Genomic DNA, 13,550 nt, shown 5'->3' on the forward strand with positions numbered 1-13,550 from the left:
CATGCGTAAAACAAACACCTAAAGCGCGACCGGCGAATCTGAAAGATCGCGACGCGCTTTAGGTTCAGGCGTAGGCCGCCATATGCGGATCGGCGCTGACGAGGGCGCTGCGGAGTTTTTCCATCGCCCGGCTTTCGATCTGACGCACACGTTCCTTGGAAATGCCGAGATCGGCACCGAGTTCTTCAAGTGTCGCACCGTCTTCCGCCAGACGCCGGGCGCTAATGATCTTCATCTCGCGTTCGTTGAGATGTTTCAGCGCCGAGGCGAGCCAGACGCGGCGGCGCTCGCCGTCGATCATGTTGGAAACCTGCTCGTCCGGCAGGGGATCGTCGCTGACGAGGAAGTCCATCTTCTCCGCGCTCTCGGCATCGCCAGAAACCGAAGGCGCCTGCAGCGAAGCGTCGTTGCCGGAAAGCCTGGCATCCATCGTCTGCACATCGGCGAGGCTGACGCCGAGGGCCGCGGCGATTTCCTGATGAATGGATTGCAGCGTCAGCTGTGTGTCACCCTTGGCAAGCTTGGCGCGCAGACGACGCAGATTGAAGAACAGCGCTTTTTGCGCTGAACTCGTGCCACCACGCACGATCGACCAGTTGCGCAGGATATAATCCTGGATCGAAGCCCGGATCCACCAGCTTGCATAGGTCGAAAAGCGCACGTCGCGTTCCGGCTCGAAGCGGGCGGCGGCCTCCAGCAGGCCGACATACCCCTCCTGCACGAGATCGCTCATCGGCAGGCCGAAATTGCGGAACTTGCCGGCCATGGATATGACGAGGCGCATATGGGCCATGGCGATCTGGTTGCGCGCACCGCGGTCGTCGTGGTCCTTCCAACGGGTGGCAAGATCGTGCTCTTCCTGACGGGCGAGATAGGGGGCGGCCATCGCGATTTTGATCATGCGCCGATCTGCAGACATGTTCTTCATTTCGATCTCCCGAAGCAGGCCTCTCGCCCTGAAATGAACAATAAAACTCATATTCCGGAACATCGCTGTCCGGATTGAATGGGTTCCGAATGCATAAAAGCCTCTCCCCTGGACTTTTCAGGGGGAGGCCCTATTTCTCATCATGTGCCGGTAAGACGGCTGGGCTGGACCTGTTTCTTCACCTTGCCGGATGGGCAATATAGAAAAGGCATGATCCGCTCCTCATCGAACATTGACGGAATAGCAGTTCGCTCGTTGAGGCCATTGCCCGACGAGCAGTCCGCAATTACGTGTGATAACGCGGCAGTCGGGAAAAGGTTCCAATAAAAAAACCCGGCACGAAGGCCGGGTTTTTTGACAGAAAAACAGGGTCGCTTTATGCGGCTTCGTCCTGCGAATCATCTTCTTCAATCGCCTTGCCGCGCTTCGGACCCTTGTTGAGATTGGTCTCGACGAGACGGACGGCTTCGGTTTCCGACATTTTGTTGACAGCGGCGATTTCGCGCGCCATGCGGTCGAGCGCAGCCTCATAGAGCTGGCGCTCGGAATAGGACTGCTCGGGCTGGTTCTCGGCGCGATAGAGATCGCGCACGACTTCAGCGATGGAAATCAGGTCGCCGGAATTGATCTTGGCATCATATTCCTGGGCGCGGCGGGACCACATGGTGCGCTTGACACGCGCCTTGCCCTGCACGACCTTCAATGCACGCTCGACGAAATCCGTTTCCGAAAGCTTGCGCATACCGATGCTCATGGCCTTCGCAACCGGAACCTTCAGACGCATCTTGTCCTTCTCGAAATCGATAACGAAAAGTTCGAGCTTCATGCCGGCAACTTCTTGCTCTTCGATAGCGGTGATGGTACCGACGCCATGAGCGGGGTAGACGATCGATTCACCGGTCTTGAAGCCGTGACGTGCTGTAGAAGGCTTTTTCTGCTGAGTCGTCATTCTATTCAAAAACTCCCTGTTACGCTTCCGGCGGCGGCCGGAGCCGGGTCAGTCAGGCCCGGGTGAGACGGTAGTATCCGTCGGGTGACTTCACTCTGGTCCCATCGGGCAAAAGCAAAGACTTCTTGCGCGCGATCTTGGGACCCGGCGCTCAAAGCGTTGATATGTCACGGAAACCGCGTACGGATTGGTTTTGCTTTCGTGATGGTTTTGGGCATGCGTCATGCCACAAATGGAACAGTAACCGAAACCTATCATAAAAATATGAGGAAATCAATAATTTGCTTCGCTTGAGTCATGCGGGCAACACATGTCACCCATATGCCTTACGCAGCTTTTAAAACGTTTCGCCCCGCGGTCGCCCGAATCCGGCGACCGAATTTAGGCGCTGTCTCAATCGCCAGAACCAGGCTTCTCGGAGAAATACTTCTCGAATTTTCCGGTCTCGCCATCCATGTCCTTGGCCTCAGGCAACGGCTCCTTCTTGACCGTAATATTCGGCCAGATCGTCGCATATTCGGTGTTGATCTTCAGCCATTTGTCGAGGCCAGGCTCGGTATCGGGCTTGATCGCTTCGGCGGGACATTCCGGTTCGCAGACACCGCAATCGATGCATTCGTCAGGATGGATGACGAGGAAATTCTCGCCCTCATAGAAGCAGTCGACAGGGCAGACTTCCACGCAATCGGTGTATTTGCACTTGATGCAATTGTCGGTCACGACATAGGTCATGAAGAACTCCAGGATTTCCATGCGGATGGGGCCGGGCAACCTGGAACGTCGCGCCTATCCCCGTGCCGGAGGAAAAGCGTGAGCAGGCTTGGGAGGCAAGCACGCTTCCGGCAGGTTGTCAGTGACGTATCGGCTTTATCGCCGGATTTCAAGGATAAACGATCTGCAAAAGCCGCCGCCGCAGACAGAGTTTTCTAATCCTCGTCCGACATCAGCCTGTCGATTGCACGTCTTTCCTTTTTGGTCGGACGGCCGGTGCCGGTCGCCCGGATTGCCTGCTCGTAGGGCGTGAGACGTTTTGCCTCATCGGGCGGCGGGGATTGATCGTCGTAAAGCAGGCGCGCCTGCTCGTAAGGCCCCCGCCGCTCACCGGCAAGGCGCACGACGAGAACGACATCGCGCCGTTCCAGCGTCAGCTCGATAAGGTCGCCCGGCTTGATCATCTGGCTCGGATGGCTGCAGCGCTCGCCATTGATGCGCACATGGCCTGATTGGATATGGCTCTGCGCCACCGAGCGTGACTTCGCCATGCGCGCGAAGAACAGCCACTTGTCGATGCGCTGGCGCGAACCGCTTGTCGGCTGCGTCTCCCCGCTCATGACTACTTCTTCATCTGCTCCTTGAGGGCTGCGAGCTTGGCGAAAGGCGAATCCGGATCGATCGGCTTCTCCTTGCGCGGCGGCTTGGCCTCGAAGCGCAGCGGCTGCGAGCCGCCGCGATTGTTGTTGCGGTCGTTACGATCGTTGCGGTCACCGCGATCCTTGCGATCGCCACGGTCCTGCCGGTCGCCGCGCTGCTGGTCGCCCCGTGGTTGGTTGTTGCGATCGCCCCTTGCCTGCTGCGGCCGGCCGCCATCGCGACCAGCACCGTCCTTGCCGCGGTTCTGGCGATTGTTGTTGTCACGGCCGTCGCCACCGCGATTGCCCTCGCCACCTTCACCACCACCGGGCCGGCGATTGCGATCGCCACGTTCCTGGTTCTGACCGCGCTGCTCGCCCTGGCCGCCACGGCGTTCGCCATGCCCGCCGCGCGCCTGGCGCTGATTGTCGTTGCGGCCGCCGAGACGCCACAGAAGAACCGGCTTCGGTTCCACCGGCTCGCCGGCTTCCTCGGGAGCAGATACTGCTTCCCCAGCAGCAGGTGCTGCTTCCTCGGGAGCGGACACCGCTTCACCAGACGCTTCCACCGGAGCCGATGTCTCGATCGCTTCGACCGGAACGGGGGTTTGGACCGCTTCGGCTACGGGCGCGTCAGCAACCGCCGGAGCCGCCTCGGTTGCAGGCGCTTCGGCAGCAATCTCTTCCGCCGCACCGTCGGCATCGTCGTGGTCAGCCTTTTCGGCTGTCTCTTCCGCAGGCGTTTCCGCAGTGGCAGCAGGCACTGAGGCCGCATCCTGCGTCGCAAGATGTACTGATGCCTCTTCCGCCTTCACGGCATCGGCGCGATAGCCGAGACCCTTGAGGATTTCTTCCATGTCCTCGAGCGTCGCACCGAGGATCGACAGCATCGCCGTCGTCGTCGTAAAGCGGCGGCCGTCATAGGCGCCCTCCGGACGGTTGTTTTGACCGGGCTTCCATTGCAGCAGCGGCCGGATGATATCGGCAAGCCGTTCCAGAATGTCGATGCGCACAGCACGCTTGCCGAGGAAACGGAAGCCGGCGAGCTTGTAGAACATCCGCTCGAAGCTCGGATCGGTGACGACGGAGGTGCGGCCGGCGGCAAGCACCGGAATGAGATCGCCATAGCCCGCCTTGTCGAGACCGTCATTCTTCAGCGCCCAGAGCAGCGTGATGAGCTCGGCCGGGGCCGGCTTCAGAAGCGCCGGAACGAAGATATGATAGGCGCCGAAACGCACGCCGTAGCGGCGCATGGAGGCACGGGCCTCCTGGTCCAGCGACTTCACCTCCTCGGTCACGTCGCGACGGAAGAGCACTCCGAGATTCTCGACGAGCTGGAAGGCAAGCCCCTTGGCGAGGCCCTGCAGGTCCTCGGCGCGCGACAGATCATCGAGCGGCTTCAGCACCGTGCTGATATGATGATTGACGAAGCGCTCGATGCGGGCGGCGACGTGATCACGGGCATTGCCCGTCAGTTGTTCGTCGGCCAGCAGGATCACGCGCGGACGCATGATGTGATCGCTGCCCGAAAGCCGCGCCACCGGGTCGCCCAGCCAACGGATCAAACCATCCGAACCGATCACCAAATCGCTGTTGCCGGCGGCATGCATCCGGGCCGCGCGGGCTTCGAACTCGAGCCCGAGCGCCTTCTGCGACGCAGCCTGAACCGCCTTGGCATCCGGTCCGTCCGTTCCCGCCACCGGCGTGAAACGGAATCCGCTCAACTGCCCTACATGATGTCCTTCAACGAAGACATCGCCATTCACACTGATTTCAGCTTCCAGCATCGCATTCTCTCTCAGGCGCTTCATGAGCACAGATGTCCTGCGATCAACAAAGCGTTTCGTCAACCTTTCATGTAACGCGTCGGACAATCGATCTTCGATTTCCCGCGTCTTTTCCTGCCAGTGTGTCGGATCGGCAAGCCAACCGGGCCGATTCGAAACGTAGGTCCAGGTCCTTATCTGCGCGATTCGCGCCGAAAGCGTGTCAATTTCCCCATCTGTTCGATCGGAGCGATGAACCTGCTCCGCAAGAAACTGCTCATTCACCGTGCCATAGCGGACGAGATCGGAAAAGAGGGTCGCGATAAGATCGGCATGTTGTGCTGGGGTGATACGCCGATAGTCGGGAAGCGCGCAAGCCTCCCAGAGTTTTTCGACGCGCGCCGGCCTGTCGGCGAGATCGATGACCTCGGGATAGCGCGAAAGCTGTTCCAACGCCTGCTGGTCGACCGCAGGCAGCGCCCGCGTCAGCCCCGGTACGCGCGGTCCCACCTCAAGGCTGGCACGCAGCGATGCGATTGAGGAGAAGTCCATCTCCGTCGTCCGCCACTGCAAAACCTTGACGTTGTCGAACTCGTGCCCCTCGATGCGCTGCACCAGCTCATCGTCGAAGGGCGAGACCTGTCCGGTGACGCCGAAGGTCCCGTCTCGCACGTGCCGCCCGGCGCGCCCGGCGACCTGGCCGAGTTCGCCTGGATTGAGATTGCGGAACTGGTAACCGTCGAACTTCCGGTCCTGGGCAAAGGCAACGTGATCGACATCGAGGTTGAGGCCCATGCCGATCGCATCGGTCGCCACCAGATATTCGACGTCGCCTGCCTGATAGAGCGCCACCTGCGCATTGCGGGTACGCGGGCTGAGCGCGCCAAGCACGACCGCCGCGCCGCCGCGCTGCCGGCGGATGAGCTCGGCGATGGCATAGACCTCGTCGGCGGAGAAGGCGACGATGGCCGAACGCTGCGGCAGCCGGGTGATCTTCTTCTGCCCGGCATAGAAAAGATGCGAAAGCCGCGGCCGCTCGACGATATTGATGCCGGGCAGGAGCTGCAGCAGGATCGGCCGCATCGTCGCAGCACCGAGCAGCAGCGTTTCCTCGCGACCGCGAAGATGCAGGATGCGGTCGGTAAAGATATGGCCGCGCTCGAGATCGCCGGCGAGCTGCACCTCGTCAATCGCGACGAAGGCGGCCTTGGTCTCGCGCGGCATCGCTTCGACGGTGCAGACGGAAAAACGCGCATTGGGCGGCGAAATCTTTTCCTCGCCGGTGACCAGCGCCACATTCTGCGCGCCGACCTTCTCCACCACCCGCGTATAGACCTCGCGCGCCAGCAGCCGGAGCGGCAGGCCAATCACGCCCGTCCCGTGCGCGACCATGCGCTCGATGGCATAATGGGTCTTGCCGGTATTGGTCGGCCCGAGCACCGCGGTCACACCGCGCCCACTCAGAATCATCGGCTGCGAAGTCAGAGTCATGAGTCCATGCAAATGAGGCGGGTGGCCCCAGGAAAATCTCGGCTCCTCGATGGAAGCCAGAGAACACATGGACAGCTGCCGCCGCAAACGCAAGGGCAGATTTCAAAATGCCTCGGAGATTACGACCTTTGCGAGTCCCGTGGAACGCCCGAATTTCCGATTCGGAACAGCGTGAGAACGAATCAGCGACGAATCGGTGACTCCAGCTGATTCAGCTTTTGTTCACGGCTAAGTATTGATTTTGAATCACTTTTTCCCACTAGATGCTGAATCATGAGACTCTCTCTTGTTCGTATTTTCGCCATCGTGAGTGACCGATTCCCACCCGATCTTGAACAGGCGAAAATCCGCCCGAAATTAACCTCTCGACCAAAGCCGGAACGAATCGGACACGAATCGATGACTCCGCCGTTTTCGCCTTTCGTTCACGGCCACATCTGGTAGCGGCTTCGGGTCCGGGCGCTAGATGCGGATCGGCGGCAGGGGCCTTCGTTCCACCTCGTCGCGCCGGCATTAATCTTTCGGGAGCCGGATTCAGATCGCGTTAAACTGCGGCAGCCGATACGGGTGCCGAGCGCAGGCGCTGATCAAAGAGGGAACGAATCGCTGACGAATCGGCGACATCACGATTTTCCCGCTTTGTTCACCGCAACATATTGTATTTAAAAGGGTTTTTAACCATACGGGTGATTTCCCGGAATGGTCGAATTCGACCGATGCTGCCGACCGTTTGTGAAAGCGGCCATGCTCCTCAGAAAACCGCAAACAAGGTTTCGTCACATTTCGAGAGCTTAGCCGGGAACAAAAATCGCCAATAAGTGTTTCTGGTCCATTCGAATTGCAGATGAAATGAAGGGAACACACCATGCTCGGCACGATACTTCTTATTATCCTTATTCTGCTTCTGATCGGAGCCCTGCCGAATTGGGGTTACAGCCGTGGCTGGGGCTATGGACCTTCTGGCGGTTTGGGGCTAGTTCTCGTCATTATCATTATCCTTGTACTCATGGGCCGCGTCTAAAGGCCTACTAACCTGGGGAGTTACGACATGATGAAGAAGATTGTTCTTATTGGTGCGCTCGTCGGCGCTTTGGCATCCTGCACAGCGACCGAGCAAGGTACGGCGATCGGCGCCGGCACCGGTGCGGTGATCGGCGGTGTCGTCACCAACAGCTGGGGCGGCGCAGCCGTCGGCGCCGTTGCCGGCGGTTTGACCGGTGCCCTCATCGGCCATTCGGTCGAACGCCGCGGCTACTGCGTCTATCGCGACCGCTACGGCCGCCGCTACGAGGCTCGTTGCCGCTAATCGGCAAAAGCATATCGGACTCCCAACGGGCGCTTCGGCGCCCGTTTTCTTTGCCGGTCCCATCCGTCAACGAGACGTTGACACTCGGTTGTCAAAGTCAAATCTACCGCCGCCCCAACGGGCAGGCCCATATTTCCTTCACGAGCGCAACGAGCAGGCAGAGCCGCCCGGCGCAGCTGAAAGGAACACCTCCAATGACCCAGATTTTGCTTAATTCCCTCGTCGCCATTCTCATAGCCTCGGCTTTCCTGACGACCGCGATATCGGCCCTCAGCAGCAAAGATCGCTCGCTGCGCAAAGTGCCCGCCAAGATCGGACGGTCCAGGTTCGGACACAGCGACATCCCGAACGCCGACCACCGCTCCTGATCCAACAAATAAAATAAGCGAGGCGCGTCCTGCCAGACGCGCCTCGCTTTGAATCTGCGTATAATCCGTATTGTGGCCTAGGCGAAGTACTGTCCCCCATTGGCCGTCAGCGTCGAACCGGTGATGAAGCCGGCATCGTCGGAGACGAGGAAGGTGACGCAGCGCGCGATCTCTTCCGGTTCGCCGAGACGGCCGACGGGGATCTGCGGAATGATGCGTTCATTCAGCACCTTCTCCGGCACGGCAAGCACCATTTCCGTTCCGATATAACCGGGGCAAATGGCATTGACGGTGATGTTCTTGTTCGCCCCTTCCTGGGCCAGCGCCTTGGTGAAGCCGAGATCGCCCGCCTTGGCCGCCGAATAATTCACCTGGCCCATCTGGCCCTTCTGCCCGTTGATCGACGAAATATTGACGATACGGCCGAAGTTGCGGTCGCGCATACCGGTCCAGACCTGATGCGTCATGTTGAACAGGCCGGTGAGGTTGGTATTGATCACCTCGTGCCACTGCTGCTGCGTCATCTTGTGGAACATCGCGTCGCGGGTAATGCCGGCATTGTTGACGAGGATTTCGACAGGCCCGATCTCGTTTTCGATCCTGGCAATTCCCTCGCCGCAGGCGAGGTAATCCGAAACATCCCATTTGAACACTGGAACGCCGGTGACATCATGGAAGGCCTTGGCCTTCTCGTCGTTGCCGGCATAGCTGGCCGCGACCCTGTATCCGGCGTTTTTCAGTGCCATGGATATTGCCGCGCCGATGCCGCGTGTACCCCCGGTGACCACAGCCACTCTGCTCATGCTCCGCTCCCCTTTTGTTTTTTGCCCCGCCGCGTGGCGAGATTTTCAATCAATCATGGATTGCATGCTATTTAAAGCGCTTCAAAGCACATGGCCACACCCATGCCGCCCCCGATGCAAAGCGTGGCAAGACCCTTCTTGGCGCCGCGGCGCGTCATTTCGAACAGCAGCGTGTTGAGAACGCGCGCGCCGGAGGCGCCGATCGGATGGCCGATCGCGATCGCCCCGCCGTTGACGTTGACGATCGACGGATCCCATCCAAGATCCTTGGTGACGGCGCAGGCTTGCGCCGCGAAAGCCTCGTTGGCTTCGACGAGATCAAGATCGTTCACCGACCAGCCGGCCTTCTCGAGCGCCTTGCGCGAAGCCGGGATCGGTCCGGTGCCCATGATCTGCGGATCGACACCCGCCGTTGCCCAGGAAACGATGCGAGCGAGCGGCTGGATGCCGCGCCGGACTGCCTCCGCTTCGCTCATCAGCACCGCCACAGCGGCACCGTCGTTGAGGCCGGACGCATTCGCGGCCGTGACCGTGCCGTCCTTGTCGAAGGCCGGGCGCAATTTCCCCATCGCCTCCAGCGTGGCGCCGTGACGGATATATTCGTCAGCATCGACCGTAACGTCGCCCTTACGTGTCTTGATGACGTAGGGGATGATCTCGTCGACAAAGCGACCGGCCTTCTGCGCTGCCTCCGCCTTGTTCTGCGAACTGACGGCGAATTGATCCTGGTCGTCGCGCGAAAGCTGCCACTGGCGCGCAACATTCTCGGCGGTGATGCCCATGTGGTAGCCGTGGAAAGCGTCGGTCAAACCGTCCTTGATCATCGTGTCGATCATCTTCATGTCGCCCATCTTGACGCCGCCGCGCAGATGCGCGGCATGCGGGGCCATCGACATGGATTCTTGGCCGCCGGCAACGATGATCTTGGCGTCGCCGGTGGCGATCTGCTGCATGCCGAGCGCAACCGCGCGCAGGCCCGAGCCGCAAAGCTGATTGACGCCCCAGGCCGTCGCTTCCTTCGGAATGCCGGCCTTCATCGCCGCCTGGCGGGCCGGGTTCTGGCCCTCGCCGGCGGAAAGCACCTGGCCGAGGATCACCTCGTCCACCTCGCCGGCATCGACGCCGGCGCGCTCGAGCGCGCCCTTGACGACGGCCGCCCCGAGCTCATGCGCGAGAACCGTCGCGAAAGCGCCGTTGAAGGCGCCGACTGCTGTTCGCCCTGCGCTGGCGATGACGATGGATGGATTGCTCATGGGGACGCTCCTCGTTTTCGTCTCACTTACATAAGTGGAAACTGGCAAAGCTTGGAGCACAAGTCAAACGCGAAGACCGGCTGCCGTCATTTTTCGGCAGCAGCCCGCGAAAGCCTGATTCGTCTGCTCTGTGAAAGGTTTGCCGCATCGCACAAAGAGATTGTCACCAGCCTTCTTTTGCGTTTACAGTCTCAACTGGAGGAATATCCATAAATCAGACGGGGGTTCAGGAGACTGATATGGCGAAGCATGAGGGTCAGATCGTTATCAAGAAATACGCCAATCGCCGCCTATACAACACGGGCACCAGCACCTACGTGACACTGGAAGACCTGGCGGAGATGGTGAAGAAGGGTGAAGAATTTACCGTACAGGATGCAAAAAGCGGAGATGACATCACCCATTCGGTGCTGACCCAGATCATCTTCGAACAGGAATCGAAGACCGGAAATACGCTGCTCCCGATCTCCTTCCTGCGCCAGCTCATCACCTATTACGGCGATCAGATGCAGATGGTCGTGCCGAGCTTTCTCGAACATTCGATGCGCTCCTTCACCGAACAGCAGGCCCAGATGCGCGAGCAGGTGACCCGCGCTTTCGGCGAAACACCGCTCGGCAAGAACCTGCAGTTGCCGATGCAGATGGTCGAGGACCATGTTCGCCGCAACACCGAGCTGTTTCAGCAGGCGATGCAGATGTTCTCGCCCTTCATGACGCCGCCTGCCAAGGAAAGCCGCAAGGCCGAGGCCAAGGATATCGACGAGCTGAAGGAACAGCTCCGCGCCCTTCAGAACAAGCTCGACAACCTATAGTCCGATCGAGACATCCCGCCCGGCGCTTCGGATCGACACGGCAAAACCGCCGATGACATCGATCAGAGCGATCGTCATCAAAATGAAGAATACCTGCGTCGCAGCATCCCGGACGAGCAAAAACTCGACCAGGAAGGCGATGAAGACCAGCATCGACAACATGTGGTTGACGAGATTGCCGGGACCGGTTCTGGTCGCTTTGAGGATTTCGAAGAACAGCACGACAAGTGCGATGACGATGAAAAGATCGCCGAGCGCCATGCTCCAGATCGCGCCCGAGATCATCGACAACACGATGATATCATGCTGCAGTGCCGGAATACCGCCGTCGCCCATCAGGCCCAGCATCGCCAGATTGTAGAGAATAAACGGAATAATCATCAGGGGCATGGCGGCTATCATCGGCAATCTCCCAGCGCATCATGCTTTTCCGAAAATCGGATGCAATTTTCGGAAGGCATGATGCGTAGATTCAAAGTACTACAGCGTCCTTTGCGCGTCTGAAAAGACGCGCGGCGCTGTAGCGTGCAAGAAGAATACTGCCGCAAACCGTTGCCTGACGGCAAGTCATTGCAAATATTATATCGTCGAAATGCAAAAGGCCGGCGTGACGCCGGCCTTGAAACTTCGATCGGACAAGCCGGATCGATAAATTATGCGCTTTCCTTCGGCGTCAGAACCTGGCGGCCGCGATACATACCGGTCTTCAGGTCGATATGATGCGGGCGGCGCAGTTCGCCGGAGTTCTTGTCTTCGACGTAGGTCGGAGCCTTCAGTGCGTCTGCCGAACGGCGCATACCGCGCTTGGACGGGCTTGTTTTTCTCTTCGGTACAGCCATTTCTCTTACTCCACTTGCGGGCAAAACATTCCCACGGCCAGACTGGCGGCCGAAACGGACATGTCGCGATTTCGGAATTTGGCGCGCTTATACATGCAAGGGGTGACCTTGACCAGTCCCCATGCGTATTTTTTGCGACGCCGATGATTCCAGGCTCAGACTTCGTCTTCCGCCACGATCCAAGGCTCGGCGCGGGCCGCCTCTTCCCATTTCCGCCAAGCCGGATGCGCCTTCATGGTCTCCATGTAGGCCAGCGTATCGTTTCGGCTGACGAGATCATAAATGTCGAACCGGTTGACGACAGGCGCAAACATCGCATCCGCCCCGCTGAACGCGCCAAACAGAAACGGTCCGCCGGATTGCTGCAGGAGGTCGCGCCAGATCGTCTCGATACGGCTGATATCGGCGTCGACACCATCCGGCAACGCGATCTTGCCCTTCGGCCGGCGGATATTCATCGGGCAGGCGCTGCGGAGCGCCCGGAAGCTCGAGAGCATTTCCATCGAAACCGAACGGGCGAGCGCACGCTCGGCCCGACCCCTCGGCAGAAGGCCGGCGTCCGGATAAAGCTCGGCGACATATTCGATGATCGCCAGCGATTCCCAGATCTTCAATGCGCCGTGCTGCAGAAGCGGCACTCTCCCGGTCGGCGAAATCGCCTTGATATCGGGATTGCCGCCAGGATAGTCGAAGGGGATCAGGACTTCCTCGAAATCGACACCGGTGCCCGTCAGTGCCATCCAGGGCCGGAACGACCATGAAGAGTAGTTCTTGTTGGCAATGTACAGCGTCGGTTTGTCCATGGGCCTCTCCCGTTCAGGCTTCGAAATCGAAAATCAGCAATTCGTGGAAATGGTTCATGTCCTCGAACACGCAGAATGCCGGCGCGGTCAGCTCGAGAACAGGGGCCTTGCGGCGGATATCGTCGGCCACGTCATCGAGCATCACCTGCCAGCGCGGCAAGGCTTCGTCCTCCAGCCGTTCGATCGCATAGGCGAAGGTCATGTGGAACTTGTAATCCTCATGGCTCGGCTGGCGATAGCCCAGAAGATCGGCCAGCGCATCGCGCCAGGCGCGCATGACCCTGCGGTCGTTCTCCGTCGCCCCGTCGACGAGCAGGCCCGACGGGCGAGCGTCGACGATGGCGACCTTGAAGGGATCGAATATCGAGAAACCTTCGAGCCTGGCCGCCATCAGCGCGGTCATGTCGTCGATCGGCATATCGAGAGGGAGGTCGCCCGGCCAGCAATCCTGCCGGCGCCTGGTCTCGATGACACCTTCGAAAAGCGTCATGTGAATGCTTGATATCGGCGTGAAGAGGAACTGCGGGGCCTCGGGCATCGCCAGATATTTCTCACGCGCCTCGATCAGCGCCGTCAGCGTCTGCGAGCCCTTCTCGAGATGGCAGACGATGGTGTTGCCCGCTTCCGGCAGAAAGCCGCCGACCTTGCGATAGCGACTGCCGAGATGGGCAGGCGGGTTCGGATTGTGTGCCTTCGAATAGGAGAGAAGTTCGGGCGAAAACGTCGTGATGGTCATGGGCGACTCGGGGAGGGCTGGTTAGACTGCATTCGCCCATATGGCAGAACCAAGAATGTCAGATGACGCTTGCCGCTTCTAGAGCATGATGCCGAAAAGTGTGAGCGGTTTTCGGACGACATCATGCTCTAACTATATAATGTAGAA

The 13,550-nt window shown here is 59.6% G+C and carries 15 protein-coding genes; 4 read left to right on the forward strand and 11 right to left on the reverse strand.

Features of this window, described 5'->3' with window-relative positions; genetic code table 11:
* Positions 1 to 64 precede the first annotated feature (64 nt).
* From ELH03_RS20980 to ELH03_RS21000, 5 genes are all read right to left on the reverse strand, one after another.
* A complete protein-coding gene (locus tag ELH03_RS20980) occupies positions 65 to 928 on the reverse strand; it encodes an RNA polymerase factor sigma-32 (protein ID WP_018244054.1) in 864 nt (287 codons plus the stop codon).
* A 376-nt stretch (positions 929 to 1,304) separates the two neighbouring features.
* The gene (locus tag ELH03_RS20985; protein WP_003543775.1) at positions 1,305 to 1,877 is read right to left on the reverse strand and encodes a CarD family transcriptional regulator; all 573 of its coding nucleotides are present in this window, start codon (positions 1,875 to 1,877) and stop codon (positions 1,305 to 1,307) included.
* A 393-nt stretch (positions 1,878 to 2,270) separates the two neighbouring features.
* Complete coding sequence (fdxA, locus tag ELH03_RS20990; protein ID WP_012759433.1) at positions 2,271 to 2,609, reverse strand: ferredoxin FdxA; 339 nt, start codon at positions 2,607 to 2,609, stop codon at positions 2,271 to 2,273.
* Positions 2,610 to 2,803: 194 nt separating this feature from the next.
* Complete coding sequence (locus tag ELH03_RS20995) at positions 2,804 to 3,208, reverse strand: RNA-binding S4 domain-containing protein (protein ID WP_128402099.1); 405 nt, start codon at positions 3,206 to 3,208, stop codon at positions 2,804 to 2,806.
* A gap of 2 nt (positions 3,209 to 3,210) precedes the next feature.
* Positions 3,211 to 6,483 carry a helicase-related protein gene (locus ELH03_RS21000; RefSeq protein WP_128410288.1) on the reverse strand — a complete coding sequence of 1,091 codons (3,273 nt, stop codon included), beginning with the start codon at positions 6,481 to 6,483 and terminating at the stop codon, positions 3,211 to 3,213.
* An 865-nt stretch (positions 6,484 to 7,348) separates the two neighbouring features.
* On the opposite strand from ELH03_RS21000, the gene ELH03_RS21005 reads away from it, so the two are divergent.
* The 3 genes from ELH03_RS21005 (at position 7,349) to ELH03_RS37495 (ending at position 8,157) form a co-directional block, all read left to right on the forward strand.
* Positions 7,349 to 7,504, forward strand: coding sequence for a DUF3309 family protein (locus ELH03_RS21005; protein WP_071414346.1), 156 nt, complete (start codon positions 7,349 to 7,351; stop codon positions 7,502 to 7,504).
* 27 nt (positions 7,505 to 7,531) lie between these two features.
* Positions 7,532 to 7,789: a YMGG-like glycine zipper-containing protein gene (locus tag ELH03_RS21010; RefSeq protein WP_018244057.1), complete on the forward strand. Its 258-nt coding sequence runs from the start codon at positions 7,532 to 7,534 to the stop codon at positions 7,787 to 7,789.
* A 194-nt stretch (positions 7,790 to 7,983) separates the two neighbouring features.
* On the forward strand, positions 7,984 to 8,157 hold the full coding sequence (locus ELH03_RS37495) for a hypothetical protein (protein ID WP_164902029.1): 174 nt from the start codon (positions 7,984 to 7,986) through the stop codon (positions 8,155 to 8,157).
* 77 nt (positions 8,158 to 8,234) lie between these two features.
* Here ELH03_RS37495 and ELH03_RS21015 read toward each other — a convergent pair whose 3' ends face one another.
* Both ELH03_RS21015 and ELH03_RS21020 read right to left on the reverse strand, forming a co-directional pair.
* On the reverse strand, positions 8,235 to 8,960 hold the full coding sequence (locus tag ELH03_RS21015; protein ID WP_105007700.1) for a beta-ketoacyl-ACP reductase: 726 nt from the start codon (positions 8,958 to 8,960) through the stop codon (positions 8,235 to 8,237).
* A 71-nt stretch (positions 8,961 to 9,031) separates the two neighbouring features.
* A complete protein-coding gene (locus ELH03_RS21020) occupies positions 9,032 to 10,213 on the reverse strand; it encodes an acetyl-CoA C-acetyltransferase (protein WP_130766606.1) in 1,182 nt (393 codons plus the stop codon).
* A 239-nt stretch (positions 10,214 to 10,452) separates the two neighbouring features.
* Here ELH03_RS21020 and phaR point away from each other — a divergent pair, with 239 nt between their 5' ends.
* Positions 10,453 to 11,025 (forward strand): polyhydroxyalkanoate synthesis repressor PhaR, encoded by a 573-nt coding sequence (gene phaR, locus ELH03_RS21025; RefSeq protein ID WP_003543798.1) that lies wholly within the window; start codon positions 10,453 to 10,455, stop codon positions 11,023 to 11,025.
* Here the strand turns inward: phaR and ELH03_RS21030 are convergent.
* From ELH03_RS21030 to ELH03_RS21045, 4 genes are all read right to left on the reverse strand, one after another.
* Positions 11,020 to 11,427, reverse strand: coding sequence for a hypothetical protein (locus ELH03_RS21030; RefSeq protein WP_003543801.1), 408 nt, complete (start codon positions 11,425 to 11,427; stop codon positions 11,020 to 11,022). The two genes, phaR and ELH03_RS21030, sit on opposite strands and share 6 nt — an antisense overlap.
* Positions 11,428 to 11,678: 251 nt before the next feature.
* Entirely contained in the window at positions 11,679 to 11,864 is a 186-nt protein-coding gene (gene rpmF / locus ELH03_RS21035) for a 50S ribosomal protein L32 (protein ID WP_003543812.1), read from the reverse strand.
* Between the two features lie 155 nt (positions 11,865 to 12,019).
* Positions 12,020 to 12,667 carry a glutathione S-transferase family protein gene (locus ELH03_RS21040; RefSeq protein ID WP_128400668.1) on the reverse strand — a complete coding sequence of 216 codons (648 nt, stop codon included), beginning with the start codon at positions 12,665 to 12,667 and terminating at the stop codon, positions 12,020 to 12,022.
* A gap of 13 nt (positions 12,668 to 12,680) precedes the next feature.
* Entirely contained in the window at positions 12,681 to 13,403 is a 723-nt protein-coding gene (locus ELH03_RS21045) for a DUF1868 domain-containing protein (RefSeq protein WP_128400667.1), read from the reverse strand.
* Positions 13,404 to 13,550: the final 147 nt, after the last annotated feature.

This window comes from Rhizobium beringeri (assembly GCF_004306515.1).
GTDB classification, from domain to species: Bacteria; Pseudomonadota; Alphaproteobacteria; order Rhizobiales; family Rhizobiaceae; genus Rhizobium; species Rhizobium beringeri.

Bases quoted from the DNA above. Each gene is read 5' to 3' on its own strand.
- ELH03_RS21040 (WP_128400668.1), bottom strand. From the start codon at position 12,667: ATGGACAAACCGACGCTGTACATTGCCAACAAGAACTACTCTTCATGG.
- ELH03_RS21010 (WP_018244057.1), top strand. From the start codon at position 7,532: ATGATGAAGAAGATTGTTCTTATTGGTGCGCTCGTCGGCGCTTTGGCA.
- fdxA (WP_012759433.1), bottom strand. From the start codon at position 2,609: ATGACCTATGTCGTGACCGACAATTGCATCAAGTGCAAATACACCGAT.
- phaR (WP_003543798.1), top strand. From the start codon at position 10,453: ATGGCGAAGCATGAGGGTCAGATCGTTATCAAGAAATACGCCAATCGC.
- ELH03_RS21045 (WP_128400667.1), bottom strand. From the start codon at position 13,403: ATGACCATCACGACGTTTTCGCCCGAACTTCTCTCCTATTCGAAGGCA.
- ELH03_RS21015 (WP_105007700.1), bottom strand. From the start codon at position 8,960: ATGAGCAGAGTGGCTGTGGTCACCGGGGGTACACGCGGCATCGGCGCG.
- ELH03_RS37495 (WP_164902029.1), top strand. From the start codon at position 7,984: ATGACCCAGATTTTGCTTAATTCCCTCGTCGCCATTCTCATAGCCTCG.
- ELH03_RS21005 (WP_071414346.1), top strand. From the start codon at position 7,349: ATGCTCGGCACGATACTTCTTATTATCCTTATTCTGCTTCTGATCGGA.
- ELH03_RS20995 (WP_128402099.1), bottom strand. From the start codon at position 3,208: ATGAGCGGGGAGACGCAGCCGACAAGCGGTTCGCGCCAGCGCATCGAC.
- ELH03_RS20985 (WP_003543775.1), bottom strand. From the start codon at position 1,877: ATGACGACTCAGCAGAAAAAGCCTTCTACAGCACGTCACGGCTTCAAG.
- ELH03_RS20980 (WP_018244054.1), bottom strand. From the start codon at position 928: ATGAAGAACATGTCTGCAGATCGGCGCATGATCAAAATCGCGATGGCC.
- ELH03_RS21000 (WP_128410288.1), bottom strand. From the start codon at position 6,483: ATGACTCTGACTTCGCAGCCGATGATTCTGAGTGGGCGCGGTGTGACC.
- ELH03_RS21030 (WP_003543801.1), bottom strand. From the start codon at position 11,427: ATGATAGCCGCCATGCCCCTGATGATTATTCCGTTTATTCTCTACAAT.
- rpmF (WP_003543812.1), bottom strand. From the start codon at position 11,864: ATGGCTGTACCGAAGAGAAAAACAAGCCCGTCCAAGCGCGGTATGCGC.
- ELH03_RS21020 (WP_130766606.1), bottom strand. From the start codon at position 10,213: ATGAGCAATCCATCCATCGTCATCGCCAGCGCAGGGCGAACAGCAGTC.